The organism is Micromonospora sp. NPDC005257 (assembly GCF_042872445.1).
Lineage (GTDB): Bacteria > Actinomycetota > Actinomycetes > Mycobacteriales > Micromonosporaceae > Micromonospora.
The window spans coordinates 45,313-72,147 of record NZ_JBIAKL010000012.1 but is presented as its reverse complement, the minus strand read 5'-3'; the positions used below and the strand labels follow the sequence as shown (position 1 = coordinate 72,147).

At 71.3% G+C, this 26,835-nt stretch carries 25 protein-coding genes, 1 tRNA gene and 1 pseudogene; 14 read left to right on the top strand and 13 right to left on the bottom strand.

Annotation, left to right across the window (positions count from 1 at the left end; translation table 11 throughout):
* Positions 1-455: 455 nt before the first annotated feature.
* Positions 456-629, bottom strand: a pseudogene (locus ACFYO8_RS24105) (hypothetical protein); the annotation flags it as partial.
* A gap of 200 nt (positions 630-829) precedes the next feature.
* On the opposite strand from ACFYO8_RS24105, the gene ACFYO8_RS24100 reads away from it, so the two are divergent.
* Positions 830-913, top strand: a tRNA-Leu gene (locus ACFYO8_RS24100).
* 71 nt (positions 914-984) lie between these two features.
* Here the strand turns inward: ACFYO8_RS24100 and ACFYO8_RS24095 are convergent.
* Entirely contained in the window at positions 985-1,155 is a 171-nt protein-coding gene (locus ACFYO8_RS24095) for a hypothetical protein (protein ID WP_355095022.1), read from the bottom strand.
* A 6-nt stretch (positions 1,156-1,161) separates the two neighbouring features.
* Here ACFYO8_RS24095 and ACFYO8_RS24090 point away from each other — a divergent pair, with 6 nt between their 5' ends.
* The 3 genes from ACFYO8_RS24090 to ACFYO8_RS24080 all read left to right on the top strand — a co-directional run bounded on the left by ACFYO8_RS24090 (position 1,162) and on the right by ACFYO8_RS24080 (position 5,903).
* On the top strand, positions 1,162-1,662 hold the full coding sequence (locus ACFYO8_RS24090; RefSeq protein WP_355095020.1) for a discoidin domain-containing protein: 501 nt from the start codon (positions 1,162-1,164) through the stop codon (positions 1,660-1,662).
* A 219-nt stretch (positions 1,663-1,881) separates the two neighbouring features.
* Entirely contained in the window at positions 1,882-3,075 is a 1,194-nt protein-coding gene (locus ACFYO8_RS24085) for a hypothetical protein (RefSeq protein ID WP_124778837.1), read from the top strand.
* On the top strand, positions 3,072-5,903 hold the full coding sequence (locus tag ACFYO8_RS24080; RefSeq protein WP_387257563.1) for a hypothetical protein: 2,832 nt from the start codon (positions 3,072-3,074) through the stop codon (positions 5,901-5,903). The genes ACFYO8_RS24085 and ACFYO8_RS24080 overlap by 4 nt, the downstream gene beginning before the upstream one ends.
* 32 nt (positions 5,904-5,935) lie before the next feature.
* Here ACFYO8_RS24080 and ACFYO8_RS24075 read toward each other — a convergent pair whose 3' ends face one another.
* From ACFYO8_RS24075 to ACFYO8_RS24055, 5 genes are all read right to left on the bottom strand, one after another.
* Positions 5,936-6,109: a hypothetical protein gene (locus ACFYO8_RS24075; RefSeq protein ID WP_387257562.1), complete on the bottom strand. Its 174-nt coding sequence runs from the start codon at positions 6,107-6,109 to the stop codon at positions 5,936-5,938.
* Between the two features lie 156 nt (positions 6,110-6,265).
* Positions 6,266-7,699 carry a GH1 family beta-glucosidase gene (locus tag ACFYO8_RS24070; protein WP_355015272.1) on the bottom strand — a complete coding sequence of 478 codons (1,434 nt, stop codon included), beginning with the start codon at positions 7,697-7,699 and terminating at the stop codon, positions 6,266-6,268.
* Positions 7,696-8,595 (bottom strand): carbohydrate ABC transporter permease, encoded by a 900-nt coding sequence (locus ACFYO8_RS24065; protein ID WP_091427581.1) that lies wholly within the window; start codon positions 8,593-8,595, stop codon positions 7,696-7,698. The genes ACFYO8_RS24070 and ACFYO8_RS24065 overlap by 4 nt, the downstream gene beginning before the upstream one ends.
* A gap of 10 nt (positions 8,596-8,605) precedes the next feature.
* A complete protein-coding gene (locus ACFYO8_RS24060) occupies positions 8,606-9,538 on the bottom strand; it encodes a carbohydrate ABC transporter permease (protein WP_030500465.1) in 933 nt (310 codons plus the stop codon).
* Positions 9,539-9,602: 64 nt separating this feature from the next.
* Positions 9,603-10,880 (bottom strand): extracellular solute-binding protein, encoded by a 1,278-nt coding sequence (locus ACFYO8_RS24055; protein WP_387257561.1) that lies wholly within the window; start codon positions 10,878-10,880, stop codon positions 9,603-9,605.
* A gap of 267 nt (positions 10,881-11,147) precedes the next feature.
* Between ACFYO8_RS24055 and ACFYO8_RS24050 the strand changes: the two genes are divergently transcribed.
* The 6 genes from ACFYO8_RS24050 (at position 11,148) to ACFYO8_RS24025 (ending at position 15,171) form a co-directional block, all read left to right on the top strand.
* Positions 11,148-12,161: a LacI family DNA-binding transcriptional regulator gene (locus tag ACFYO8_RS24050; RefSeq protein ID WP_073831689.1), complete on the top strand. Its 1,014-nt coding sequence runs from the start codon at positions 11,148-11,150 to the stop codon at positions 12,159-12,161.
* Positions 12,162-12,200: 39 nt separating this feature from the next.
* Positions 12,201-12,458, top strand: coding sequence for a hypothetical protein (locus ACFYO8_RS24045; RefSeq protein WP_355095012.1), 258 nt, complete (start codon positions 12,201-12,203; stop codon positions 12,456-12,458).
* Between the two features lie 10 nt (positions 12,459-12,468).
* The gene (locus ACFYO8_RS24040; protein ID WP_387257559.1) at positions 12,469-12,585 is read left to right on the top strand and encodes a nitroreductase/quinone reductase family protein; all 117 of its coding nucleotides are present in this window, start codon (positions 12,469-12,471) and stop codon (positions 12,583-12,585) included.
* A gap of 362 nt (positions 12,586-12,947) precedes the next feature.
* Positions 12,948-13,871, top strand: a complete 924-nt coding sequence (locus ACFYO8_RS24035; RefSeq protein WP_355095010.1) for an NAD-dependent epimerase/dehydratase family protein — start codon at positions 12,948-12,950, stop codon at positions 13,869-13,871.
* Positions 13,868-14,344, top strand: coding sequence for a nuclear transport factor 2 family protein (locus tag ACFYO8_RS24030; RefSeq protein ID WP_387257557.1), 477 nt, complete (start codon positions 13,868-13,870; stop codon positions 14,342-14,344). Before ACFYO8_RS24035 ends, ACFYO8_RS24030 begins: the two co-directional genes overlap by 4 nt.
* Positions 14,341-15,171, top strand: a complete 831-nt coding sequence (locus ACFYO8_RS24025) for an SDR family NAD(P)-dependent oxidoreductase (RefSeq protein WP_387257555.1) — start codon at positions 14,341-14,343, stop codon at positions 15,169-15,171. Before ACFYO8_RS24030 ends, ACFYO8_RS24025 begins: the two co-directional genes overlap by 4 nt.
* A gap of 48 nt (positions 15,172-15,219) precedes the next feature.
* Here ACFYO8_RS24025 and ACFYO8_RS24020 read toward each other — a convergent pair whose 3' ends face one another.
* From ACFYO8_RS24020 to ACFYO8_RS23995, 6 genes are read right to left on the bottom strand one after another with little or no spacing between them, the layout of a single operon-like run.
* Positions 15,220-16,089 carry a TIGR03619 family F420-dependent LLM class oxidoreductase gene (locus ACFYO8_RS24020; protein WP_355097086.1) on the bottom strand — a complete coding sequence of 290 codons (870 nt, stop codon included), beginning with the start codon at positions 16,087-16,089 and terminating at the stop codon, positions 15,220-15,222.
* A 4-nt stretch (positions 16,090-16,093) separates the two neighbouring features.
* The gene (locus tag ACFYO8_RS24015; protein ID WP_354874526.1) at positions 16,094-16,612 is read right to left on the bottom strand and encodes a nuclear transport factor 2 family protein; all 519 of its coding nucleotides are present in this window, start codon (positions 16,610-16,612) and stop codon (positions 16,094-16,096) included.
* A gap of 50 nt (positions 16,613-16,662) precedes the next feature.
* Complete coding sequence (locus ACFYO8_RS24010; RefSeq protein WP_354874524.1) at positions 16,663-17,559, bottom strand: LLM class F420-dependent oxidoreductase; 897 nt, start codon at positions 17,557-17,559, stop codon at positions 16,663-16,665.
* Positions 17,556-18,692, bottom strand: coding sequence for a TIGR03617 family F420-dependent LLM class oxidoreductase (locus ACFYO8_RS24005; RefSeq protein ID WP_354874522.1), 1,137 nt, complete (start codon positions 18,690-18,692; stop codon positions 17,556-17,558). The genes ACFYO8_RS24010 and ACFYO8_RS24005 overlap by 4 nt, the downstream gene beginning before the upstream one ends.
* A complete protein-coding gene (locus ACFYO8_RS24000) occupies positions 18,689-19,564 on the bottom strand; it encodes an SDR family oxidoreductase (protein ID WP_354874520.1) in 876 nt (291 codons plus the stop codon). Before ACFYO8_RS24000 ends, ACFYO8_RS24005 begins: the two co-directional genes overlap by 4 nt.
* Positions 19,561-20,208, bottom strand: coding sequence for a PaaI family thioesterase (locus ACFYO8_RS23995; protein WP_355095507.1), 648 nt, complete (start codon positions 20,206-20,208; stop codon positions 19,561-19,563). The genes ACFYO8_RS24000 and ACFYO8_RS23995 overlap by 4 nt, the downstream gene beginning before the upstream one ends.
* A 396-nt stretch (positions 20,209-20,604) precedes the next feature.
* Between ACFYO8_RS23995 and ACFYO8_RS23990 the strand changes: the two genes are divergently transcribed.
* From ACFYO8_RS23990 to ACFYO8_RS23975, 4 genes are all read left to right on the top strand, one after another.
* Positions 20,605-22,176 (top strand): ABC transporter substrate-binding protein, encoded by a 1,572-nt coding sequence (locus ACFYO8_RS23990; RefSeq protein ID WP_355095505.1) that lies wholly within the window; start codon positions 20,605-20,607, stop codon positions 22,174-22,176.
* 62 nt (positions 22,177-22,238) lie between these two features.
* On the top strand, positions 22,239-23,873 hold the full coding sequence (locus tag ACFYO8_RS23985) for an AMP-binding protein (protein WP_354874516.1): 1,635 nt from the start codon (positions 22,239-22,241) through the stop codon (positions 23,871-23,873).
* Positions 23,870-25,018: a CaiB/BaiF CoA-transferase family protein gene (locus ACFYO8_RS23980; RefSeq protein ID WP_355095503.1), complete on the top strand. Its 1,149-nt coding sequence runs from the start codon at positions 23,870-23,872 to the stop codon at positions 25,016-25,018. Before ACFYO8_RS23985 ends, ACFYO8_RS23980 begins: the two co-directional genes overlap by 4 nt.
* A gap of 89 nt (positions 25,019-25,107) precedes the next feature.
* Positions 25,108-26,805, top strand: a complete 1,698-nt coding sequence (locus ACFYO8_RS23975) for an AMP-binding protein (RefSeq protein WP_355095501.1) — start codon at positions 25,108-25,110, stop codon at positions 26,803-26,805.
* Positions 26,806-26,835: the final 30 nt, after the last annotated feature.

The following is a 26,835-nucleotide window of genomic DNA, read 5'->3' as shown; positions in this document are numbered from 1 at the left end:
AGGCCGTGCCCGGGGTGTCCGGGCGAAGCGGGACCGGGTCGTCCTGTTCGGGCCTGCCCCGGGTGCCCGGGCTGGGCCGGGCTCGGATTCGGGTGTCCGGGCGGACCCGGATGCGGGTGTGCGGGCAGGGACGGGGCGGGGTGCGGTCCGGCAGCGGCGGCGGAGCCGCCGGGGAAGGGGCCGTAGCCCGCGGGAGCGGCGGCGGAGCCGCCGAGGTACTGGCGGGCTGCGCGTACCGCTGGGTGGTCCGGACCGAGCACGGCGGGCCCGGCGGTCGCCACGCGGCTGTAGTTGCGGCGGGCCTCGTGCCGGTTGCCCAACTCCTCGGCCACCCCGGCGAGGTCGAAGCTGAGCGCGAGCATCAGCGGGTCGGCCTCGCCGCGGCGAGGCTCGCCGGCCGCGTAGGCCTCTTCGAGTACGCGCCGGGCGGCGGCCGGATCGTCGGCCTCGCGGTGCAGCCGGGCCAGCAGGTGTCCGGTGGCCAGGACGTCCTGGTGGTCCTCGCCGTATGCCGGGCGGGCCGCGACGATCGCGTCGGCGAGCAGGCGGCGGGCGCTTGTCAGGTCACCCGCGGCGCGCAGCGCGAGGGCCTGGTGTTGAGTGGCGATCAACGGGGAGGGGTGGGACACGTGAGCAATGCTGCCCGGAATCGGCTGTTGCGCGCTACCCACGCGATTCTTATGGCCGCTGACCTGCTCAAACGTGCCGTGATGGAGCTGATGTGCATGATCGTTCTGGGCCGTGTACAGTAATCCCCCGTGCGGCCCGCCAGGCCGGCCGATGCGGCGAGCAGCTCACATCGGTCGACCGGGTAGGCTGGTACGTGCAGGTCCGGGTGGCGGAATGGCAGACGCGCTAGCTTGAGGTGCTAGTGCCCGTATAGGGCGTGGGGGTTCAAGTCCCCCCTCGGACACAAACGATAACCCCACGGTGTGCGCTGAGATCCACTCCAGCGCGCACCGTTTGCGTTTTCCGGCTGGTAGTTCAGCCGGAGGGGGCCAAGAGCACGGCGGACCCGCTGATGGTCGGTCCGGGCACCGCCACCTCGATCAGCAACGCCGGTGGGTACCGGCTGCGGGCCGGCTCGCCGGCCCTGGCCAGCGGCCAGGTCATGACGAACCCGGGCAGCCGGGACTTCTTCGGCGGAGCGGTCACCGCGGGATGACGTCCCGACCGGGGCGCGCACCAGTTGACCACCACCTGCGCGCCCGGTGGCGGCGTCGTCCCGCGCACCGGCTGGTCGGTGCGGTACGTCGACAGCCAGGAGACGGCGGCCGAGAACGGGGGGCGGCGACCAACGCGTTCGACGGCAACCTCAGCACGATCTGGCACACGAAGTACACCGGCGGCAGTGACCCGGCGCCGCACGAGATCCAGATCAACATGGGCGCGAGCTACTCCGTTTCGGGCCTGCGTTACCTGCCCCGGCAGGATGGCGGCTCCGGCGCGGCCAACGGACGCATCGGCCAGTACGAGGTGTACGTCAGCACCGACGGCACCAACTGGGGAACGGTCGTGGTCACTGGCGCGTTCGCCAACGACGCGAGCCAGAAGGACGTCCGGTTCACCGCGGAGACCGGGCAGTACTTGCGACTGCGTGCCGTGAGTGAGGTCGCCGGCAACCCGTGGACGTCGGCCGCGGAGATCTACGCCCTCAACTGAGGCTCGTCCGTGCGTTCCTGGGGGAGTGACCGCACGGGACGGTAAGGCACGAACACCAAGTATCGGTCCGCTGAACAGGGATGACATGGTGCACTCCCGAAGAGTCGACGACTTCCGGAGTCAGTCTTCACCGAGCGGTGGCATAGGTCGGATCCTTGATCTGGCAGGGATCGGGTTCACGACTGCCTCGGGTGACCGAGGGCTCCTACGCTGAAATTTGTGGAAGATGTCGATGACGCCCGCGAGCTCGTTGAGCAGCGGATGCGCGCCACGGGGTTCGAGGAGGACATCCTCGACAAGGTCTTGGATCTGCTGGAACGCTTCGACACCGATCGGGAGAAGCTGTTCGAGGAGATGCTCTCCAAGCTGGAGCAACCGGGCTATGACGGCCTGACCGACCGGTGGGAGACCAACTGCGAGCAGGCCGAGGCGCTGATGGAGCGCCTCGAATCGGACATCCGGTCGGTGCTGGAGGACAGCCAGGCCAACGCGATGTCCGTCGACGAACGGTGGACCGCGGTCGGCCCGCGTGACTTCCTCGCCGGGGAGCGCAAGATCTGGGCGCAGGTCGCCCGGCTCGACGTCCCCGAGGTCGCCACGCTGATGAGCAAGGTCCTGGAGGCCGACCTCGCGCTCATCAAGAAGTGCGAGGAGGACCTCAAGAACGCGCGCAGCAACGACGCGATCGTCGAGCAGCTGCTCCTCAAGAACTTCGGCTCCATCCAGGACACGGTCAAGAGCCTGCTCGTCAAATACCTCCCGACCTCGGGCGCCCGCCTGATCGTCCTATTCATGAAGGACCCGTCGTCCAAGGAAGCCGCCAACGAGGCGATCAAGAACTTCGAGAAGCTCACCGCGGAGAACCTCATGGCGGCCAAGCAGAAACGTGCCGCGAAGCAGACGGTGGTCGACAACATCAAGCTGCTGACCGCGGCCCGCGAACAGCTCGACGAGGACTGGATCGACAAGCTCTTCGCCCGCGGCGCCGAGGCGGCGGGGAACTGGCGCGGCATCGGCGCGTCCGGCGACTACCGGGCCACCGACTGGGACTGGATGAAGGAGAACGTCCTCGACCGAGGGCTCGACACGCGGGCCGAGGCGGCCAAGGAGCAGTCCAGCAAGCTCTACGACGAGCTCTTCCCCACGCTCGTGGAGGAGAGCACCAACGCCTTCGCCCAGCTGACCGATGATCCGGGCACGCTGGCGAAGTTCAACGAGGAGCTGGAGAAGGCCTCGGAATCCCTGGAGTCGCTGCTGGCGACCGAGGAGGAATACGTCAAGGACCTGGCCGAGGGACCCTACAAGCAGACGGGCCTCGCCGCGTTCGCACAGGTCAGAGACGCGGTCAAGGTGGGCTTCAAGCTGCTCGCGGACAAGACGGAGGAAGCCGACGACGAGGTGAAGAAGTCATGACCGACCTCTTCGTCGCGGCGGGCGGCCCGGTCGGCGACGGCACCCGGGCCCGGCCGTTCCACGACCCGTGGCTCGCGCTGCGGCAGGCTGCGCCCGGCGACCGCATCCACATCGCGGCGGGCACCTATACCGGGCGTGGCGAGCGCTCCTCGTGGGTCGTCGACACCCCCGAGCTGACCCTGCTCGGCGGATACAGCACCGACTTCGCCCGCCGTACCCCCTGGCAGACACCGACGGTCTTCGCGGCAAAGACCCGCCTGCGCGTCCCGAACGAGCCGAACATGCTCCAGGGCATCGGCGGCCACGACGGCCTCGTCCTGGACGGGCTGTTTTTCGACGGGGCCGGGCGCGACGACTACGACGAGCAGGGCGGCCTGCAGCGCGCCTCCTACGGGGACGGCCCGCTGGTGAGCCTGCGCGGCGAGCGCATCACCGTCCGCGACTGCTGCTTCGCCAACGGCAGCTCCGGCGCCGTCGAGCTCGGCGGCGACTCCGTGGTCTTCGAGAACAACATCGTCGTCAACTGCGTCGGCCTCAGCCTGCTCACCGTCCGCGACGGCGCCCCCGAGGCCCCGGCCGCGGTCAGCCGCAACACCTTCGCCTTCGCCCACGACGACTCCGACCCGCCGCGCGGCTCCGGCGCCGACCGGGCCGTCGGCGTACGGGTCAACGGCGCTGCCGCGATCGCCGACAACGTGTTCGTCGGCTGCGGCAACGCGGCCGTCGCCTGCCTGCGCGACGTCGGGCAGATCGCCATCGACCGCAACCTGTTCTTCGCCACACCGCGCGACATCGTGCGCAGCCGGGTGTCGGGCGCGGAGGCCGAGCTCACCGAGGAGTACGCCGCGGAGCTCGAAGACGTCGGCCTGCGCTCGGCGGCCGGCAACACCGTCGGCGACCCACAGCTGACCGGGCTCCCGGCGGCGTGGCTCGACACGTACACGGTGGACGTCGCCGTCACGTACGAGCGCCCGCCGATCGCCGCCCTCAACGCGCTGCGGAAATCGGCCGGCCTCGGCGAGCTGTCGTCCACATCAGACCGTGATGTTCAGCGGCCCGTCATGCGCCGGCTCGCCCCGGCCGAGGTGCTCGCCCTCGCGGTCGGCGCGGCGCCGGGCGCGCACCCCGCCGACCTGGCGGCGCCGGAGCCGTTCACCGAGCTCCCGGCCGGTCCGGCGTACCAGGCCGTCGACTGGGCGCGGCTCTACGAGGCCGACCCGGCGCTCGCCGGAGCCCCGGTGCAGGTGCGGGCCGGGGTCGGCTTCGACCAGAACACGCAGATCCTCCCCGAGCTCGCGGAGACGCACATCGGCGTCGCCGTCTACGAGCCCGGCACCGACAACAGCCCGTGGTGGGCGCTCGCCCCGCGCTACGGCCTCGTCCATCACCAGACTGAGGAGGCCGTACGGTATTCGCGCGGCCTCGACGTCGAGTCCACGTACCTGCTCCGCGGCACGTATCGCCTCACGCCGCCCGGCGGGCGTCAGAGCGCCACCATCGTCCTCGACTCCCTCGCGCCCGTGCTCGACGTCACGGCCCCCGAGCCGCCCCGGCCGGCCGGCCGCGACTGGTTCGTGCGAGCCGGATCCTCCGGCGGGGACGGCAGCCGCGAGGCGCCGTTCCGCGACCCGTTCCAGGCCCTCGAAAAGGCCGCCGAGGGCGACCGCATCCTCGTCGCCGCAGGTGAGTACACGGGCCGCCTGCGGTCGGGCACGTGGCGCATCCCCGTACGCAACCTGACGCTGCTGGGCGGGTGGGACGCCGAGTTCGCCGCGCGCGACCCCTGGCGACACCCCGTGCGCTTCGTGCTCACTCCGGAGACCAAGGCGAAGGGCATCTTCGGCGATCCGGTGCTCACCGGCGAGGACTCGGGGGAGGGCCTCATCCTTGACGGGTTCATGTTCGACGGGGCGACCTACAACGCGTACGCCGACAGCGGCGCCCTCGACGCGGGCCATTCCCAGTCGGCGGCGCTACTCGACCTGCGCGGCGGCAGCGGCGGCATCACCGTGCGCAACTGCGTCTTCGCCAACGCGGCGTACTGCGCCGTGCAGCTCAGTGCGGCGTACGGGACGTTCGAGAACAACGTGGTCGTCAACACGAGCGGCACCGCCGTCCGTATCCAGGCACCCGGCGCGGGCCCCTGGACCATCCGCGGCAACACGGTCCTGTTCGCCGCCGACCCCACCGGCCGGGCCTCGACCGGGCAGTCCACGACCGGCTGCCTGCTGGACATCTCCGGCCGGGGTGTCATGCGGGTCGAGGCCAACGTGCTCGCCTTCGCCGACAGCATCGCCGTCCGCGCGACCGTGCCCGACCAGAACCTGCTGCTCGACGGGAACGTGCTCGCCGCCAACCTGTACGCCGACCTCCACGACGGCCGCCACGTGCTCGTCGACGCCGAGAACCGCGACCGGGTGTTCCGCGACGCCCCGTTCGGCGCTCAGACCGGAACCCGGTTCGAGCTGCCGGCGGTGCCGGTCGACGCCGCGTACGCCGACCAGGCCGTCGGCCGCCTCTCGGCGCTGGCCGCCGCGATGCCGAAGGACGGGCTCAACGCCGCCGCGGCGGCGCTCGGCGTCTCGGTCACGGCGCCGAAGACGGAGGCACCCGTCGAGGCGGCGCCCCCGGAGCCGAAGAAGGAACCGTCAGTGGCCGACCTGCTCGCGGACCTCGGCCGGGCCCGCAAGGCGTTCGAGGCGAAGGACGCGGCCCCGCCGGCCACAGACACTCCGCTGTACTGCCCGGTCTATCCGGTCGAGGCGGCGCTGAGGCTGGCCCTCGACGCCCCGCCAGGCGAGCCCGGCGCCCACGCCCCGCCTTCATGATCGAAGAGCTTGTTACATCCTGATTCCGCAGCTCATCTGGCTTGCTCCACCCACTCGCTCGAATCCGCGAGTAAGACGCGACGCACGTGGACCGGCAGGTTCGGGTGGTCGGCGACCGCGTGGCGAACCGTGCTGTCCGGGTCGGTGGCCAGACGTTCTGCCAACTCGACGGGCAGGTCCGGATCGCGGGGTGCTGGGCATCGCATGCGCGGGGCCGGGTCGGTCGCGAAGCGGCGTAGCGGCGTTCGGCAACTGGCGGTTGAGCGCCTGACGAGTCAAACAAACCGACTCCACCGAAACCGGGGCGGTTCGTTGCCGGGTGACCGCGCATACCGTTGCCGCCACGAGCCGCGGGCGGCGCTTCAGGTGGAGGTGCGTTCCCGCCACGCCCGCAAGCGGTCACGCAGCCAGTGGTAGCTGGCCTTGGGCGTACGGGATCCGGTGCCGTAGTCGACGTGGGCCAGACCGAAGCGGGGCCCGTACCCGCGGGCCCACTCGAAGTTGTCGATGAGCGACCAGTAGAAGTACCCCCGCAGATCGAGCCGGTCGTCGACGGCGGCCGCACGGGCCGCCGCCGCCAGGTGCCCGGCCACGAACGAGATCCGTTCCGGGTCCGGCTCGGGTCCGTCCCGCAGGTCGGCGCAGCCGTTCTCCGTCACGTACACGGCAGGCAGGCCCGGGTAACGGTCCGCGAGCCCGGTCAGGGTGTCGAACAGCCCTTGCGGCTCCACCGGCCAGCCCAGGTCGGTGGTGGGCAACCCGTCCGGCCGTAGCTGCCGGACCCCGATGTCGAACGCGCTGCGCAGCGCCGGGTCGGGCTGCTCGTACGGGGCGTCGGCGACGTGCACCCGGTAGTAGTAGTTGACACCGAGGAAGTCCAGCGGCGTGGAGATCACCGCCAGGTCACCGTCCCGGCGGAACGACAGATCGCTCACCCCGGCGTAGAGCCGCTCGAACCCGGGCGGGTACGCGCCGCCCAGCACCGGATCCGTGAACTGCCGGTTGAGCATGAGGTCCTGCCGATCCGCCGCCGCCCGGTCGGCCTCGGTATCGCTGGCCGGCACGGCGGGGGAGAGGTTGAGCGTGATGCCGACGCGCGACCGCGGGCCGGCGGCGGACCGGACTGCGGCGACCGCCCTGCCGTGCCCGAGCAGCAGGTGGTGGGCGGCGGCCAGGGCACCATGTCCTTCGGCGGTGCCGGGAGCGTGCCGGCCCTCCGCGTAGCCGACGATCGACGAACAGTACGGCTCGTTCAGCGTGATCCAGTCCTGGACCCGGTCGCCGAGGACGCCCGCCACCGCGGCGGCGTACTCGGCGAACCACTCGGCGGTGTCCCGTACCCGCCAGCCACCCTCGTCCTCGAGCGCCTGGGGCAGATCCCAGTGGTACAGCGTGACGAACGGCCGGATGCCGTGCCCGCACAGGGCGTCGACGAGCCGGTCGTAGTAGTCGAGGCCTCGCCGGTTCACCGCGCCCCGCCCGGCCGGCATGACCCGTGGCCAGGCGACCGAGAAACGGTAGGCGTCCACGCCGAGGCCGGCCAGCAGGTCCACGTCCTCCCGCCAGCGGTGGTAGCTGTCACAGGCGACCGAGCCGGAGGTGCCGTCGTCGACGGCACCGGGGCGGCGGCAGAAGGTGTCCCAGATCGACGGCCCGCGGCCGTCCTCGTCGACCGCCCCCTCGATCTGGTACGCCGCGGTGGCGGCGCCCCAGCTGAAGCCGGCCGGCAGGTCCGGCAGCTCGGGCAGGTCCGGCTGGATTGCGGCCGCGGCGGCGCCTTCGGATGTGGTGGTCATCCCTTCACCGCCCCCTGCATGATGCCGTCGACGAGATGCCGGCCGAGGAGCATGAAGACGACGAGGATCGGCAGCGTGGCGAGCAACGTGCCGGTCAGCGTCAGGGTGTAGTCGGTGGTGTAGCCACTGGCCAGTGCGGAGAGCGCCACCTGCACGGTCGCGTTGTTCTGCAGCACGACCAACGGCCAGAAGAAGTCGTTCCACGCCTGCATGAAGGTGAACAGCCCGAGCACCGCCGCGGCGGGGCGGGCCGCCGGCAGGACGATGTGCCAGTACAGGCCGAACGTGCTGGACCCGTCGACGCGGCCGGCCTCCAGCAGTTCGTCGGGTACGGCGCGGCCGAGGTACTGGGTCATGAAGAAGACGCCGAACGCGGTTACCAGCCCGGGCACGATCACGGCGGTGAGGCGCCCGGTCCAGCCGAGGTCGGCCATCAGGATGTACAGCGGGATGATGCCGAGCTGGTGCGGCACCATCGAGGTCGCGATGGCCACGACGAGAAGCGCCTTTCGGCCTCGGAACCGCAGTTTGGCGAAGGCGAACCCGGCCAGGGTCGAGAAGAACACCACGGAGACGGTGATCGAGCCGCTGACGATGAAGGAGTTCACCAGGGCTCGGCCGAAGTCGGTCGTGTCGAACACGCGCGCGATGTTGTCGAAGAGGTGCCCGCCGGGCACCAGGGCCGGCGGCACCTTCGTGACGGCGTCGCTGGTCTGCGAGGACACGACGATGGACCAGTAGAGCGGGAAGACCGACCCGGCCACGACCGCCAGCAGGGCGCCGTAGCTCCAGACCGAGCCCTTGCGTGGGTACCCGAAGCTCCGGCGCCGGTGGGACCGGCGTGGCGGCGGCGAGGGTGTGGTGCCGGTCTGAATGGGGTCCGCGAGGGTGGTCACGGCGTTCTCCTCAGTCCTCGTCCTTGGCGATGCGCCGGGTGAGCAGGAAGTTGATGATCGCGAAGATGGCGATGACCAGACAGAGCGTCCAGGCGACCGCCGAGGCGTAGCCGAAGCGGAACTCCCGGAACCCCTGCTCGTACATGAACAGGGCGACGGTCTGGAACTGCCGGTCGGAGCCGCCGGTGGGCGTCTGGGAGCTGGCGAACAGCAGGGGTTCGGCCATGATCTGCAGGCCGCCGATCGTCGAGATCACCGTGGTGAAGATGATCGTCGGCCGCAGCATCGGGACGGTGATCCGCCTGAACTGCTGAGCCTGCGACGCGCCGTCGAGGTCGGCGGCCTCGTACAGGTGGTGCGGAATCGCCTGCATCGAGGCGAGGTAGATGAGGGCGTTGTAGCCGGTCCACCGCCAGGCGACGATGAACGAGATGGCCAGGTGGGAGCTCCAGGTGTTGGCCTGCCAGTCGATCGGGCCGATGCCGACGAGGCCGAGCGCCCAGTTGACCATGCCGAAGTCGCGGCCGAAAAGCTGGGTGAAGACGATCGTCACCGCCACGATCGAGGTGACGTTGGGCAGCAGCACGCCCATCCGTAGCGCGGTGCGGGCCCGCAGCCGGTGGTTGAGCAGGTGGGCGATCCAGAGCGCGGCGAGCAGTTGCGGCACGGTGGACAGCACCCAGATGCTGAGTGTGTTGCCCAGGGCGTTCCAGAAGTACGCGTCCTGCAGCATCTCGCGGTAGTTCGCGAGGCCGACCCAGCGGTGCGACCCGGAGTCGAGCAGGTCCCAGTCATTGAACGAGACGTACGCCGTGTACAGCAGCGGGAACAGCCCGAACGCACCGAACAGCAGGAAGAACGGCAGGATGTAGAGGTAGGGCGAGCCCTTGGTGTCGAGCCGGCTCAGGCCGGCCCGCCGGGCCTGGTGGAGGTAGGTGGCCATCGTCGATCCTTCGTCGCCGGGCGCCGCCGGCGGTCAGGGGCGACCGCCGGCGGCGCGGGTCGAGTTACTTGGCGAGGCGCTCGACGTCGCTGACCATCTGCTTCCAGGACTCGTCGGAGCTTTGCTTGCCCTGTTCGATGCGGACGAGGGCGTCGCGGATGGTGGTCTGCACGTCTCCGGCTCGCGGGCCCTGGTACTGGGGCTTGAGCTGCTTCGCCGCGGTGGTGAAGACCTGGCCCACCGGTGCGTTGTTGAAGAAGGCGTCCTTGTACTGGGCAATGTCGGGCTTGTCGTACAGAGCCGGGATGGACGGCAGGTTGCCCCGCGCGGTGAACACCTTGGCCTGCTGTTCCGGGGCGGTCAGCCACGCCGCGAGCTTCTTGGCCTCCTCGATGTGCTTGCCCTGCTTGGGAACGGTGAGGTACGAGCCGCCCCAGTTGCCGCCGCCGCCCGGGACGCTCGCCACGTCCCACTTGCCGGCGGCGTGCTTCGCCTGGTCCTTGATCTTGGTCATCATCCAGGCCGGACACGCGATGGTGGCGAACTGGTCCTTCGCGAAGCCGTTGTTCCACTCCTGCGAGCTGCCGATCAGCTTGGCCGACAGGTTGCTCTGGATCGCCTTCACCGTCAGGTCCCAGGCCTTTCGGACATCGGGGCTGGTGCCCACGACGATGGCGTTGTCCTCGTTGTAGTACCCGACCGGGGCCTGGCCGATGATGGCGTTGAACAGTTGGCCTCCGCCATCGAAGAAGGCGCTGCCGGCCGGGGCCTTCGCCGCGTACCGCTTGCCGAACTCGATGTACTGGTCCCAGCCGCTGCCCCAGGCGGCCGACACCTGGTCGCGGTCGAACGGCATGCCGGCCTTCTCGAACAGGTCACGCCGATAGCAGATGGCCAGGCCGCCGACGTCGGTGCCGTACCCGACCTGCTTGCCGTCCTTGGCCAGCGACGCCGCCCACTTCCAGTCGAGGTACTCGGACTGGCGGTCCTTGCCCAGGTCGACGAAGAGGTTGCCCCGCTCGCGCATCTGCGCGATGAAGCCCGTGTCGACGCCCTCGATGTCGCCCGCGCCGGAGCCGGTGGCCAGGTGGGTGATCAGGTCGCGATGATGGTCGTTGTAGGCGGCCGTGCGCTCCTGGATCGTGATGTTCGGGTGCGACTTCTGGTACTCGGCGTACAGGTCCTGGTACCCGAAGTTGCCGAACAGGTTGACGTTCAGGGTGATCTTTTCGTTGCCGCCGCCGGAGCCTCCCTCGGTGCCGGTGCCGGTGCCACACGCGGTCAGCAGTACTCCGGCGGCCAGGGTGGCCGCCGCCAGTCGCAACAGTCGGTTTGGGTGCATGCCAGGGAACCCTTTCGTGCGATGTAACCGGTTACTTGAAACCGGTTACATGGTCGGCGAAGCGATGGTGGTGGGGGTGGGTGGAGTTGGATGAAGATCGGATGCCGGCCGAGTTGCGGGTGACCGCCGGCGAGCGCCTTTCCTGGGAAGTGTGAACGGGTTCGGCTAGGGGGTGTCAAGTTACGAAACGGTAACGGTCGATGCGGGTTGACCGGCGGACATCGCTGGCGCTACGGTCGTGAAACCGGTTACAGAGAAGGCACCACATTGACCACTATCAGGGAGTTGGCGCGCCGCTCCGGCGTGTCCGTCGCCACCGTGTCCCGCGTCTTCAACACCCCCGAGGTCGTCAGCCAGCACACCCGCCAGCGCATCCTCGACCTGGCCGCCGAGATCGGCTACCTGCCGAACGGGTCGGCCCGGACGCTCGCCACGAAGAAATCCAACATGGTGGGCCTGGTATGGGACACCGACCATCGCCGCCCTGGATGGCGCCACCCATTCCTGCAGGAGATCCTCGTCGCGCTCAAGACGGCGCTCAGCGCGCACGGGCTGAACCTGCTCATGCTCGCCGGCCACGACGCGGCGGGGCCCGACGACGGGCAGCGATACGTGCGCGCCGTCCGCCAGCACAACCTCGACGGCGCGGTCATCATCGACAACGGCACCCGGGACCCGGCCGTGCTCGCCCTCGTCGAAGCCCAGGTGCCGTGCGTCGCTCTCGACCTGCGGGTCGACGGCCCGACGTCGACCTACATCACCTCGGACAATGCCGGCGGCGCGGCGCTCGCCGTGCGCCACCTCGTCGAACGCGGCCACCGGCGCATCGCCACCATCACCGGCCCGCTGCGAACCTGGCCGGGAGCCGAACGGCTCGTCGGCTTCCGGGCCGCGCTGGCCGGGGCCGGCCTGCCGCTCGCCGACGGCCACGTCGTCGAGGGAGACTTCTATCTCGACGGCGGTCACGCCGCGATGGACCGGCTGCTCGCCCTCGACGACCGCCCTACCGCAGTGTTCGTCGCCGGTGACGAGATGGCTGTCGGCGCGATGCGGGCGGCCCAGGCGGCCGGCCTACGGATCCCCGACGACATTGCGATTGTCGGCTTCGACGACATCGAGGTGGCCGCGCTGATCCCGCCCGGGCTCAGCACCGTCGCCCAGAACAAGCCCGGCTTCGGCACGGCCGCCGCCGAGGCGCTGGTCGCCATGCTGCACGGCGGCGACGACCCGCCCAAGCCGACCGTGTTGCCGACGACGCTCGTCGTCCGCGGCACCACCTGACCCGAACCGCGCGACGTCGGCGCCGTCCCGCTCTGGATCGTGCTGCTGCTCGCGGTCGCTGTTGCCGGAGCCGCTGTCACCGACCCCGCAACCGGGCCTGCCTCGAGCGTCAAGACGCATCCGGGCTTCCAGCATGTCTTTCCCTCCGGAATCCTCGCGCCGACCAGCTCCCGGTACGGCAGTGAGCGCGCGGAGTACTCGGTGAAACGAGCCTTCCTTCGCGAGTTCGCCGAGGAGCTCTTCGGGTACGACGACCTGGCCTACGACAGCCGGGACCTCCGCGATTCGAGACGGTGAACGCTACGTAGTGGCCGCTTCCAACGCCGGAGCGGACCGGCATCCCGCTTGGTACCTCAACCTTGTCGCAGACCCCAACGTCGCCGTGCAAACCGGTGCACAGACCTTCGTCGCGAGGGCGCGGTGATACGCATGACGGGAGGGTCCCACGCGCCACCGACCCTCCGCCAGGCCGGCGCCGTGCCATGGATGGCGTACTCATTTTAGCCGCTGTCCGAGCGCGGTGCAGGCATGTCCGTAGCGCTCGGTAACCGCGCCGGGCGCTGGCGCACGGTTCACGGTGTCAGATGTGGCCGCCCTAGGAGAAGACCGGTCCGCCCCGTGATGACCGCTGCGCTACGCCGGACGTTGCCGCCTGCCCACTCACCGTTGTTCCCGATCACAGCCTCTCGTGCTAACCTACCAATCGCTTGGTTGGTTGGTTCGGAAGTCATGCCGGCTCCCAGATTCACGGCGGGGAGTCGCCTCACTACGCAAGGAGACCTCGCGATGGAGGTACTCGTGGTCGGTGGAACCGGCATGATCGGGGTCCACACTGCCCTTCACCTGCGGGATCGGGGAGACAACGTCACCGTCGCCGCCCGAGGGGCGGTCGATGCGGACTCACCCGTCGCCGACCTGCCCGTCCTCCGTGGGGACTACACCCGCCAGACCTTCACCCGGGAGGACCTGGCCCCCTTCGACGCTGTCGTCTTCGCTGCGGGGCAGGACGTACGCCACCTACCCCGCGACGTGGACGAGACGGCGTTCTGGAAGGAGACCCAGAGCGCGGGGGTGCCGGCCTTCGCCGCACTCGCCAAGAGCGCGGGTGTCTCCCGCTTCGTCCAGGTCGGCAGCTACTACCACCACCTGCGACCCGCCCTGGCCGACTCCAGTGCCTACGTCGCCGCCCGGCGCGACGCCGACGAGGGAGCCCGGGCGCTGGCCGACGACTCCTTCACGGTCTGCACCCTCAACCCGCCCTCGATCATCGGTGCCATCCCCGGCATCACGGCCAGGCGCTACCGTCGCATGGTGTCCTGGGCGGCCGGCAACGAGCCGCAGATCCCCGACCACGCCCCGGCTGGCGGCACGAACTACATGTCGGTCCGGTCCCTGGCCGAGGCGATCGGCGGCGCGCTCGACCGCGGCACGGCGGGGGCGGCCTACCTCGTCGGTGACGCCAACCTCACGTTCAGGCAGTTCTTCCAGTTGCTCGTCGACGCGGCCGGGGGCAACCGCACCATCGCTGAGCTCGACGAGCCGCACCCCTTCATGCCCGACTCGATGATCGTCCAGGGCCGCGGGAACGTCCTTGCCTATGAACCGGATCCGGCCGAGACCGCACTGCTCGGCTACACCCGCGGTGACTGCGAGCGTGCCGTCGCCGAGCTCGTCCAGGTCGTGCGCGCGGCAACCGCTCCCGCGGCGTGACCGGCCTCGACGCGGCCGACCTCGCGGCGCTGCGCGCACTCTCCGAGGCGTACGCCGCGGCCGCCGACGACCGTGACGCCGCAGCGGTCGGCGCGCTGTTCGTCCCGGACGGCGTCCTCGTGGTCCCCGAGCCGCCGGCGCACCTCGACCCCCACGTGTCCCACGTCGGCCGTCCCGCTGTCGTGGCCGCGTTCGGGGCACTCGCCGGCACCCTGGCGACGACCCACGTCGTGGCCGGGACGCGCTACCTGCCGACGCCGACCGGGGCCCGTGGCCGGGTGCGCGGCACGGCCCACCACCTGCTCCCCGGTCGCGACGGGCCCTCGGACCTCGTCTGGTTTCTGCACTACGACGACGAGTACGCGCGTACCGACGAAGGATGGGCCTTCACACGTCGCGCGGTGACCGTCAACTGGATCGAACGCCACCGCGTCTCCCTGACCAGGGCCGACGAGGAAGGAACCGGCAGATGAGCGCCACCCGCAGGCTCGAGGGCCAGATCGCGGTCGTCACCGGCGGCGCCCTCGGGATCGGCGGCGGCATCTCCCGTCGTCTCGCCGCCGCGGGCGCCCACGTCGTTCTCGTCGACATCGACGGTGAGGCCGCCGCCCGCACCGCCGCGGACATCCGTAGCGCCGACGGCCTGGTCGAGGTCGTCCTCGCCGACGTACGCACCGCTGACGGTGTCGCCATCGCGGTCGCCGCCGCGGCGGCCGTCGACTCGGGGCGGGTCGACGTGCTCGTCAACAACGTCGGCGACTTCCGCCCGGCCTCCAAAACCTTCCTGCACTCGACACCCCAGCAGTGGCAGGCGCTCTACGAGATCAACCTGTGGCACGTGCTCGCGATGACCCATGCGCTGCTGCCCGGCATGGTCGATCGAGGCCGTGGCGCCATCGTCAACAACTCGACCGTCGAGGCCTTCCGGGGTATCCCGGCGTGCGCCCCGTACTCCGCCTACAACGCCGGGGTCAGCGCCTTCACCAAGAGCCTCGCCGTCGAGGTCGCCGGCCACGGGGTGCGGGTCAACGCGATCGCGCCCGACCTCGCCGACACGCCCCAGACGCCGGCCGCGGCGATGTTGCGCGGACGCGACCCGGAACTGGTCCGTACGTGGATCCCCGTCGGGCGCTTCGGCGAGCCCGACGACTACGCAGCCGTCGTCGAGTTCCTCGCCAGCGACGACGCCCGCTTCGTCACCGGGCACACGATCCCCGTCGACGGAGGGACTTTGGCCGCCTCGGGCTGGTACGCGCGTACCGACCGCAAGGGCTGGTCGAACATGCCAAACGAGGCCTGACCGTGGATGCCGGGGCTCGACGCCGGGCCCCGGCCTCCACGGCCGTGCTCAGTCGCGGCGGTCGAGACCGAAGAGCTCGGCTGCCGCCGCGAGCTGGTCCAGGTACTCGGCCAGGTCACGGTGCCGTACGACGAGGTTGACCACGGTTCCCCCCGCCTCGCCGATCCGGCCGACGAGGTCGAGCGCGGCCTCCGGGGCACCCGTCGGGTCGAGGCGAGCCGGAGGCGTGATGACGACGTCGAACCCCTCCGGCAGGTCGTGCTCGGCGAGCATCCGCGGCAGGGTCTCCAGGTCCGGTCCGCGATACGTGACGGGGGCCGGCGCCCACCCGTCGCCCAGGGTGACCGCGCGCCGCAGGGCACGCTTGCTGTGACCACCGACCCAGATCGGAACCTTCTCCTGAACCGCGTGCGGGCTGACCACCTGCTCGGTGAAGTGGTAGTACTCCCCGTGGTAGGTCGCGAGCCGTACCGACAGGGACGCCCGCAGGGCCCGCAGGGCGTCGTCGGCCCGTGGCCCGCGGTCGGCGAACGGACGCCCGAGCAGCGCGAACTCCTCTTCAAGGTTGCCGACGCCGACCCCGAGGACGACCCGTCCGCCGCTGAGGTGGTCGAGGGTGCCGTACCGCTTGGCCAACTCGAGCGGATGGTGCAGCCCGAGCACGAGCACGTACGGCAGGAAGCGGATCCGCTCCGTGATCGCCGCGAGGTACGAGAAGGTCGCGACCGGGTCGTAGAAGCGTTCACCTCGCGCCAGCCCTGGTGACACGCTGACGTGCTCCGGACAGGTGAAGAATTCGTACCCGAGCCGGTCGGCGGTCGTGAAGACCTTCCGCAACTCGGCGACCCCGGCCTCGGCCTCCCACGGGGGCCGGGGCCCGGAGTCGGCCAGGACCGGGGAGCTGAGGCCGATGCGCACGGCCTCAGGCCTCGGATTCGACGGCGCGGGCGAGGATGTCGCGGCCCTCGTCGGTGCCGTCGAGCTGGCGATTCCAGCGGTGGGTCACCTTCCAGCCCTCGTCGGTGCGGGTGAACTCCCACCGGTTGGACCCGGTACGCCAGATCCGGTAGCCGTTCTGGTCGGGTGCGCTGAGCACGAGCTGCGAATAGTTCGTCACGACGGCCTGGTCGCCGTCGACGACGATGTGCGGCAGCCCCATGAGGTGGGCGGCGCCGGAGTGGATCAGGGCCTGGTGCCGCTCACCGGTGACCATGCCGCGCAGCGCGTCCCGGCCGTTGAGCACGACCGGGTAGGTGTCGTACACGCCCTCCTCGGTCCACATCTGGGCGGTGACCTCGGCCGAGCCGCTGTCCACGGCGGGGCCGTAGCTGGCCACGATCCGCCAGAGGGCGATCTGGTCCTCGGCTGCGGCGAGGCGCCGTTCGGCCTGTTCGAGGCGCGCCTCGAGCAGGGCGAGCCGGTCGGGCTGCGAGTCGGTCATGGTGGGTTCCTTTCGATCGGGCCTCGCCGGCCGAGCCGGTCGACGGCCGGTCAGGTCGTGGACGGGTTCCCCTCGAAGCGTTCCGGGGCGAGCTCGCGCAGCGCGGCCATCTGCTCGAGGTGGTGGGCCGCCGAGGCGGCCACGAGGCTCGCGTTGACCGCGGTCGCCCCGACGGCATCGGCCGTGTGCAGGTGCTCGCGGGAGCCGTCCGGGTCTCCGAGCGGGTCCAACGGCGGGATCTGCAGCACGAGGTCGAAGCCGTCCGGGCGTTCCACGGAGTTCCACATGTGGGTCAGCTCCCGCGGCCCGAGCCCGAACGGTGCCCACCCGGTGCCGTACGCCACGGCGCGGCGCAGCGAGCGGCGGGTGCGCCCACCGATCCACAGCGGCACCGTGGTGCGCGGCGCGTGCGGTTCGACGACGAAGTCGGTGAACGTGAAGTGGGGCCCCTCGTGGTGCGGCACGGCCCTGCCCCACGCCGCGCGCAGGGCCGTGATCGCCTCGTCCGCGATCGCGCCGCGCCGCGCGAACTCGGCGCCGAGCAGGTCGAACTCCTCTTCGAGGCTGCCGACCCCGATCCCGAGGATCACGCGTCCGCCGCTGAGCAGGTCGAGGGTGCCGTAGGTCTTGGCGAGGGCGAGCGGATGGTGGTAGCCGATGACGACGACGTTCGTCGCGAGCCGGACGCGGCGCGTCGCCGAGGCGAGGAACGACAGCGTGGCCACGGGGTCGAAGTACGTCGCGCCCCGCTCGACGGCGATCGGGGCGGGCACGGCGACGTGCTCGCTGCATGTCAGATGGTGGTAGCCCAGGTCGTCGGCGGCGCGGGCGACGGCGAGCAGCGCACCGCCGACGTCGGGGCCGGACAGGACGTCCCGTTCCCAGGCGGCCGCGGTGCGCGGATGTTGGACGACGACCGGGGTGAGCAGTCCGATGCGCGCGGTCATGACAGGGTCTCCGATCCGGCGACGCCGCGCGTCGCGCTGGTGGGGCCGCCGGTCGCGGGCGGGGTGGTGGACGCGGCACTCGTCGGGATGAGCCGGAGGCGTTCGAGCAACGCGCCGAAGTCCTCGTCGTCGTCCGGGTCGAGCGGCAGCCCGAGCCCGAGCCCGTCGGCGATCCCGCCGTAGGCCTGCCCGAGCACGTCCGGCAGCTCGGCGTAGGTGCCGTGCGGGATGAGCGTGGCCAGGGTCTCGTCGTCGAGGGTGCCGGCGAGTCCCGTCCAGCGCCCGGAGGCGGCCATCGCGGCGAGCCGTTCGCCGACCCGGCCCAGTCCGAGCCGGTCCAGGGTCGTGCGGTAGGCGGGTGTGGAGAAGAGGAACGCCAGCTCCTGGCGGGCGGAGTCGCGGCTCGCGGCGAGTGCGGCCGGCGTCGGACCGGTGATCGACTTGGACACCACGACGACCCGGGGGATAGCCGCGCGTCCGGCCCGCTCGGCCCCGGCGCGCAGCGCGGGAAGCACGACCGTGCGCAGGTGACTCGGGTGCGAGTTCGTCGCGTGGGTGACGAATCCGTCGGCGAGCTCGCCGGCCACCTCACAGACGCGTCGGTTGACCCCGCCGGTGTAGAGCGCCGGGGCCGCGGTCGACAGCGGGCCGGGATTGAAGTACGGCTGGAGCCGGGTGAAGCGGTAGTGGCTGCCCTCGTGCTCCAGGGGCCCGCCCGTGCTGAACGCGGCGAAGATCGCCCGGATCGAGGCGAGGTAGTCGCGCAGGTTCTCGACCGGCCGCTCCCATGGCACCGAGAAGCGGCCGACGATGTTGCCGCGCACCTGGGTGGCCAGACCGAGCTGGAAGCGACCCTCGGAGAACCGCGCGAGGTCCCACGCGGCGTACGCGGTCACCATCGGGCTGCGGGGGAAGGCCAGCGTCATGCTGGTGCGTACGGTGATCCGGCTGGTGTGCTCGGCCGCGAGCAGCGCGACCGCCAGGGAGTCGTGCGTCGTCTCGGGGATGTGCACGGTGTCGAAGCCGAGCCGTTCGATGCGCGCCACGACCGCGGGCACCTCGCGCAGCGCCGTCGTCGGCGGCAGCGTCGTGGTCAGCTCCATCCGGGTGGCGGGTGTCTGTGGTGTCGTCATGGGATGCGGCCCGCCAGGGTGGCGTCGACGACCTCGTCGCCGTTGACGATCCGGGCGAGCTTCTCCAGGCGGGGCGCGCGCCGCAGGTGGGCCCCGCCCTCGACGGGCAGGCAGGCGCCGGTGATCCATGAGGAGTCGGGACCGCACAGGAAGCGGACCGCGGCGGCGACGTCCTCGGCGCGCCCGATCCGCGACAGGGGCTTCTCGGCGACGGTCGCGGCGGCCAGCTCGGGGTCGGCCAGCAGCAGGCCCGGGTTGGCCCCGTCGGTGGCGACGATGCCGGGGCGTACGACGTTGACCCGTACCGCGAGGTGGCCGAGTTCGTCGGCGGCGACCCGGACGAGTGCCTCGAGCGCGGCCTTGCTCACCGAGTACGACGGCATGAACGGGAAGGAGTGCCCGCCCGCGCTCGACGAGGTGCACACGATCGCGCCCCCACCGTGCGCGGCCAGGGCCTGTCCGCCGTGCCGGATGGCGTGCAGCGCCGTGGTGACGTTGCGCCGGAAGTCGTGCTCGAGGGTCTCGGCGTCGAGGGCGAGCACGGGACGGAAGGTGCCGCCGCCGACCGTGGTGACGACGGCCGCCAGCGGGGTCTCGTCGGCGACGCGTACCGCGACGGCCACGTCCTGTTCGTGGGTGGAGTCGCCGGCGCTGATCCGTACCGGTGGTGCTCCGGGGGCGGCTGCGGCGATCGTCTCGGCCGCCGCCCGCAGCGTCGCCCCGGTCCGTCCCATGATCGTCACGGCGGCCCCGTCGGCGGCCAGGGCGGCGGCGATGGCGCGGCCGAAGCCGCCGCCCCCGCCGATGACGAGCGCGCCGCGGCCGGCGAGCGGGCCGGGTGCGGCGGTGGTCGGGTGGGGATCGGTGCTCATGCCTGCTCCCTCGACGGTCGGCGGAACTTCTCCCGCGTGGACGGGTCGTCCATGAGTACGAAGGTGCCCGTGGCCGTGACGCACGTCAGGTCCCCGACGCGCAGCTCGCCGGAGCTGCGCACCTTGCGACCGTCGCGCCCGTCGTGCCGGGCCAGGATCGTGATCGTCGAGCCGATCGGGATGGCCGCGCGGAAGGAGATGTCGAGCCCGACGGTCACCGCGGCGTATCCGGCGCGGGCGTTGGCGATGCCGAGGGCGTGATCCATGAGCATGGCCGAGGTGCCGCCGTGCACGTGCCCGGGTGGCCCCTGAAAGGCAAGCCTCAGGGTGACTTCCCCGCGTAGTGAGCCGTCCGGCTCGACCCAGAGGGCCACCGGCGGTGACAGCGGGTTCTCGGTGCCGCCGGCGGGGTCGAAGCGGCCCGGGCCGGGCTGGCGCCACATCGTCGCGATCCGCTCGGAGAGGTCCGGGGCGTGGGCGTCGATCCGGGCGGTGAGCGCGTCGAGGTCGGCCACGATCGGGTTGGCGTCGGCGTCGACGGCCCCGCCCGCGCGCGTGATCGCGTCGATGAGCCGGCGGGTGGCCGAGGCGACCGCGTCGATGCCGGTGTCGCGGGGCTGTGCCGTGGCGAGGGGGGCTTCCACCGTGCGGACTCCTTTGGCCGACATCAAGCAACCAAGCGCTTGCTTGATGGGCACCTTAGCGACCTGACCGCGCGCTGGCAACGGTTGCGCGCCGCGTGCCGCCCCTTGTCGATCAGGCCGCCGTTCGGCTATTGACGTGCCCGCACGCTGCCCCTACGGTTCCCAATCGAGCGCTTGTTTGGATCGCGAACGGCCGCAACACCGCCAGCCTCGGGCGCGGATGCCGATCAGTTCCGGGCAGGCGCTCCACACCAGCGCCGCCATCCATCACCTCCATGACCATCGCGCCCGCACGGCCGCCGCCGAACGACCTCGGCGGCACCCGGCGCCCTCCGGGGCGCCGGTGACCCGCGGAGCCGCTCCCGCTCCCGGGCCGAAGGTCAGGAAAGGACCATTGTGTCTCGCCTCCCGCGCCGCCGACGCCTCGCCGTCGCCGTGAGCCTGCTCGCCGCCACCCTCGCCGTCGGAGCCTGCTCCGCCACCCCGACCAGCGACCCCGGTGCCACCACGGGTGAGATCGACCCCAACGCCGTCCTGCGGGTGAGCGCCTCGTCGCCGTTCCAGAACCTCGACCCGGCGCAGCCGGCGCCCGGCGGCTACCCCTACCTCACGCTGATCTACGACCGGCTCACCATGGTCGACTCCACGGACCAGGTCGTCCCCGGCCTGGCCAAGAAGTGGACCTACGCCGAGGACGGTTCCTACCTCGAACTCGCCCTGCGCGACGACGTCAAGTTCCATGACGGGACGCCCTTCGACGCCAACGCCGTCAAGGTCAACATCGAGCGCGGCCAGACGTTGCCCACGAGCACCATCAAGCAGGACCTCGCCAGCATCACCGGCGTCACCGTCGTCGACGCGCACACCGTGCGCCTCAACCTCAAGCCGGGCACCGGCGCCGTGCTCCCCTCGGCCCTGGCCACCGCCGCCGGGATGATGGTCTCGCCCAAGGCGATCGCCGACGGCGTCGACCTCAAGCGCGCCCCCGGCAACGCCGGCTCGGGCCCGTACGTCGCCACCGAGTTCGTCCCCAACGAGAAGTACGTCGTCAAGCGCGCCGAAGGCACCTACTGGGACCCCAACGCCGGACGCCTCGCCGGGATGGAGATCACCCGGGTCCCCGAGGGCGCCACCCGGCTCAACGGCGTCATCAGCGGTCAGACCGACCTCAGCTTCGTCTCCTCGGCCAACGAGATCACCCAGGCCCGCCAGCTCGGCGAGACCGGCCAGCTCAAGGTGACCACCCGCCCGTTCCGCAACGTCCTCGGCATCCTGCTGCGCGCCAACATGGGCGACCTCAAGGACAAGCGGGTCCGTGAGGCCATCGCGCGCTCGGTCGACCCGGCCGCCATCCGCGCGCTCTTCGCCGACACCTGCACGCCCACCCGCAGCATCTACCCGAACAGCCCGTGGGAGGACCCGGCGGCGACCTACCCGTACGAGTTCGACCCGGCCAAGGCCAAGGCGCTGATCGCCGAGGTCGGCGGGGCCAAGGTGTCGATCAGCTTCTCCGCCGGCACCAACACCGAGCAGCCCGCCACCGCCATCCAGGCCGCCATGTCCCAGGCCGGCATCGACGCGAAGCTCAACCCGACGCCGAACTCCGAGACCGAGGCCCGCTTCATCGCGGGCGACTTCGAACTCGAGGTGTCAAACACCTTCAACCCGCGTCTCGACCCGGCGGGCACTGTCGACAACTACCTCGCCGGCAACTACAAGCTCGCCACCGACCCCGAGGGCATCGGCCCGATCGCGGCCAAGGCCGCCGACCCCCGCTCCAGCGTCGAGGAGCGTGCCAAGCAGTACCACCAGCTGTGGGAGCGGCTGCTCACCGAGGCATGGTTCATCCCGATCTGCAACCTCACCAGCGCCACCATCGCCTCCCCGAAGGTCGTCGGGGCCGAGCAGCTGCCGTGGACCAACCTCGGCCTGTTCGACCTGCGGACCGTGGCGATGACGAAGGGCTGAGCGTCAGGTCCCCGCCGTCCGCCACCGCGAGCGGCCGACCCGAAGAAAGGTAGCCAGAGCCAGTGAACCGTCCCACCGCAGCCACCCCGCTCCTGCCCGCCCTGTCCCGCCTGCTCGACGAGCAGCCGGACCTCACCCTCACCCTCGCCGGCGCCCCGTTCACCGTGGCCGAGCTCGATGCCGCGTCGCGTCGCCTCGCCGGGTTCCTCGCCGACCGCGTCGCTCCCGGCGACCGGGTCGTCGTCCTCGCCCGCAACGGCCGCCTGGCCCTGCTCTCCTGGTGGGCGACGACGCTCTGTGGCGGTTTCGTCGTACCACTCAACACGAGCAACCGCGGCCCCGTACTGGCCCACCAGGTGCTCGACGCCGACCCGGTCGCGATGATCGTCGAGGACGAGTTCGTGCCCGTCCTGGACGACGCCCTCATCGGCACGGAGCTACGGGTGCCGGTCCTCGTCGGCGCCCCCATCCGGCCCGCTTCGGGCCCGGCGCCCGCCTGGGCCACCGAGGTCGTCGACTTCGACGCCGCCGTCGCTGAGGGATCGGCGGTGACGACCACCCCGGACCTCGACGCGTACGCCACCAGCCACCTCATCTACACGGCCGGCACGACCGGGCCGTCCAAGGCGTGCATGGTCAGCCACGGCTACGTGGCGAACATGGCCCGCCAGATGCACGAGAACCTCGAACGCCACTCCGGCGACGTCCTGTGGACGGCGATGCCGCTGTTCCACATGGCCGCCGTCGGGCACGTCATGGGTTCGCTCCAGCTCGGCTCGGCCATCGACCTCGCGTCGCGCTTCTCGGTCCGGGGCTTCTGGGACGAGATCCTGCGCAGCCGCGCGACGATGGCCGCGCTCATGGGCTCGATGCTGCCGATGATCGCCGGCGCCCCCGACTCCGAGGCCACCCGCGAGGCCTTCGGCCGGCTGCGCGTCGTGTCCGGCTCGCCGGTCACCGCCGAGCTCGCCGCTCGCTGGACGGAGCGCTTCGGCGTCGAACGGGTCGGCTCGGGCGCCTACGGCCTGACCGAGGCCTGCCTGATCACCCTCACCCCACCGGGGGGTTACCGCGCCGGGAGCGCAGGCAAGATCAACGACTCCTTCGAGGTGCGCATCGCCGACGAGCACGACAACCCGCTGCCCGTCGGCGAGGTCGGCGAGATCCTCGCCCGTCCCAACCGTCCGGCGATCATGTTCAACGGCTACTGGCGCGAGCCGGAGAAGACGCTGGAGGTCTTCCGGGGCCTGTGGTTCCACTGCGGTGACTACGGTCGTCTCGACGAGGACGGCTACCTCTACTTCGTCGACCGTGGCAAGGACTACCTGCGCCGCGGCGGCGAGAACATCTCCAGCTTCGAGATCGAGGGCATCGTCGCGACCCACCCGGCCGTCGGCGAGGTCGCCGTCCACGCGGTCCCCTCCCCGCTGGCCGAGGACGACCTCAAGGTGACTGTCGTGCCCGCGCCCGGTGCGGAGATCGACCCCGCGGAGCTCTTCGAGTGGCTGCACCCGCGGATCCCGCGGTACGCCGTCCCCTCCCACATCGAGGTCCGCACCGAACTGCCCAAGAACGCCGTCGGGCGGGTCCTCAAGCGGGTCCTGCGCGAGGAGGGCGTGACTGCGCAGACGTGGAGCACGGACCCCCGTGCCGTGACCGGCCTCCCGGCCCCGGCCGGCACCCGGGAACAGGCGTGAGCGCCGCCCCCGGCCTGCGGTTCGAGGGACCGCTGGCCGGCCTGCGCCTGCTCGAACTCGGTGGGCAGGGGCCGGTGCCGTTCGCGACGATGATGCTCGCCGACATGGGCGCCCAGGTGGTACGGGTCGACCCGCCCGGCGAGCCCGACCGGCGGGAGCGCGCGCAGGTCAATGCGATCGACCGGGGCCGTACGACAGTCACGCTCGACCTGAAGTCCGAGGCCGACCGGGCGCTCGTGCACCGGCTGCTCGCCGACGCGGACGTCCTGCTCGACCCGTTCCGGCCCGGGGTGCTCGAACGTCTCGGCCTGGCCCCGGCCGAACTCACCGAGCGGTACCCGCGCCTGGTCGTGGCGCGGATGACCGGCTGGGGCCAGGACGGCCCCCTCGCCGCGGCCGCCGGACACGACCTCAACTACATCGCCGTCTCCGGGGTGCTCGACACGATCGGCCTGCCCGATACCGGCCCCGTCGTGCCGCCGATGTATCTGGCCGACTTCGCCGGCGGCGGCATGGTGCTGGCCTTCGGCGTACTGGCCGCCCTGCAGGAGCGTGTCTCCTCCGGGCGTGGGCAGGTCGTGGACGCCTCGATGCTCGAGGGCAGCGCGCTGCTCACCGTCGTCATCCACTCGATGCTCGCGCGGGGCGCCTGGAACCTCACCCGTGGCACGAACTACCTCGACGGCGGGGCGCACTTCTACCGGGTGTACCGCACCGCCGACGACAAGTTCATGTCCGTGGCGGCCATCGAGGCGAAGTTCTACCGTGCGTTCCTGCGTACCCTCGGCCTCGATCCGGAGGACGGGCCGGGGCAGTTCGACGAGTCGGGGTGGACCGGCTGGGCCGAGCGGATCGCGTCGGTCTTCGCCGGACGCACCCGGCAGGAGTGGACCAGCGTCTTCGAGAGCGTCGACGCGTGCGTGCACCCGGTGCTGGACATCGCCGAGTCGGCCGAGCACCCGCAGGTGCGTGCCCGGGGCGGCGTCGTCGAGGTCGAGGGGGTCGCTCAGCCGGCCCCCACGCCCCGATTCTCGCGTACGCCCGCAGGCGTGCCACGGGCCCCGCGGCGCCGTGGTGAGGACACCGACCGGGTGCGCTCGGCGCTCGCCGCGAGCAGCCCGTGGGAAGCGTTGTCAAGGTCTTGACCTGCGGCAAGCCTCACTCTACGCTTCGACCAAGCGCTTGCTTGATTGCTGCCTCGCATTCGACGACGGACGAGACGGAGCAAACGTCAATGACGACTCAGGCCCCGGTGGCCCGAAACTCGGCACCCGCCGTCTTCGCCGACATTGTGCGCGCACGCACGGGTGACGATCATCCCGGCCTGCTCTTCGAGGGCCGCACCATCACCTGGGGCCGGATCGTGCAGGAGGCCGCCGACCGGGCCGCCGCCCTGAACGACGTGCCCCGGCCGGAGGGCAGGCCACTGCACATCGGGGTGCTCCTGGAGAACACCCCCGACTACGTGTACTGGATCTGTGCGGCCGCGCTGGCCGGCGCCACCGTGGTCGGGATCAACCCGACCCGACGTGGCGCCGAGCTGGCTCACGACGTGCGGCACACCGACACCGACCTGCTCCTCACCGAAGACCGCCTCGCCGGCCTCATCGACGGGCTCGACCTGGGCATCCCCGCCGGGCAGGTGCACAGCATCGACTCCCCGGAGTACGCCGCCTGGCTGGCACGGTACGCCGGCGCGCCGGTACCCACCGCCGAGGTCGACCCTCGCGCCAACCTGCTGCTCCTGTTCTCCTCGGGCTCGACCGGGGCCCCCAAGGCGGTCATCTGCTCCCATGGGCGCCTCGCCGCGGTCTCCGAGGCGCTGCTGGCCCGCACCGAGCTGACCCGCGACTCGATCAGCTACCTGTCGATGCCGCTGTTCCACGGCAACGCCGTCATGCTCAATCTCGGCCCCGCCATGGTCTGCGGCGCGACGATCCGCATGGTTCGCAAGTTCTCCGCGTCGGGCTTCGTGCGCGACGTGCACGAGCACAGCGTCACCTACTTCAACTACGTCGGCCGGGCCCTCGCCTACATCCTGGCCCAGCCGGTCGACCCCCGCGACGCGACGAGCACGCTGCGGCGCGCCGTCGGCACCGAGGCCTCGGCCGCCGACATCGCCCGTTTCGCCGAGCGCTTCGGTGTCGTCATCTCCGAAGGCTACGGCTCCAGCGAGGGCGTCATGCGGATCAACCGCACCCCCGAGACGCCGGCCGAGGCGCTCGGCGTGGCCGTCGCCGGCGCCGATATCAAGGTCATGAACGAGGAGACCGGGCTGGAGTGCCCGCCGGCCGTGCTCGACGGGACCGGGCGGCTCCGCAACGCCGACGAGGCCATCGGCCAGCTCGTCGGCGTCGGCATGGCCGCCCGGTTCGAGGGCTACTACAAGAACCCCGAGGCCGCCGCCGAGCGAATCCGCGGCGAGGACTTCTGGTCCGGCGACCTGGCCTACCGCGACGCCGACGGCTACTTCTACTTCGCCGGCCGCTCCTCGGACTGGATCCGCGTCGACAGCGAGAACTTCGCGGCCGGGCCCGCCGAGCGGATCATCGAGCGCTGGGACCGGGTGGCGGTCGCCCCCGTCTTCGCCGTGCCCGACCCGCGTACCGGCGACCAGGTCATGTGCGCGATCCAACTGCGTAGCGGCGCCACCTTCGACCCGGAGGCGTTCACCGCCTTCCTCGACGAGCAGGCCGACCTCGGCACCAAGTGGCGGCCCCGCTTCGTGCGGATCGTCGACCAGATCCCCAGCACGGGCAACGGCAAGGTCGCCAAGCAGGTGCTGCGCCGTACCGCCTGGGTCACGACCGACCCCGTCTACGTCCGCGACGGCGCGTCCACCGCGTACCGCCCGCTGACGGAGGCGGACGTCCGGGACCTCGAGAAGCAGTTCGCCGACAACGGACGTGCCGCGCTCCTGCCGGCCACCTGACCTGCCGGCCCGCCCGGCACACCGACTGGC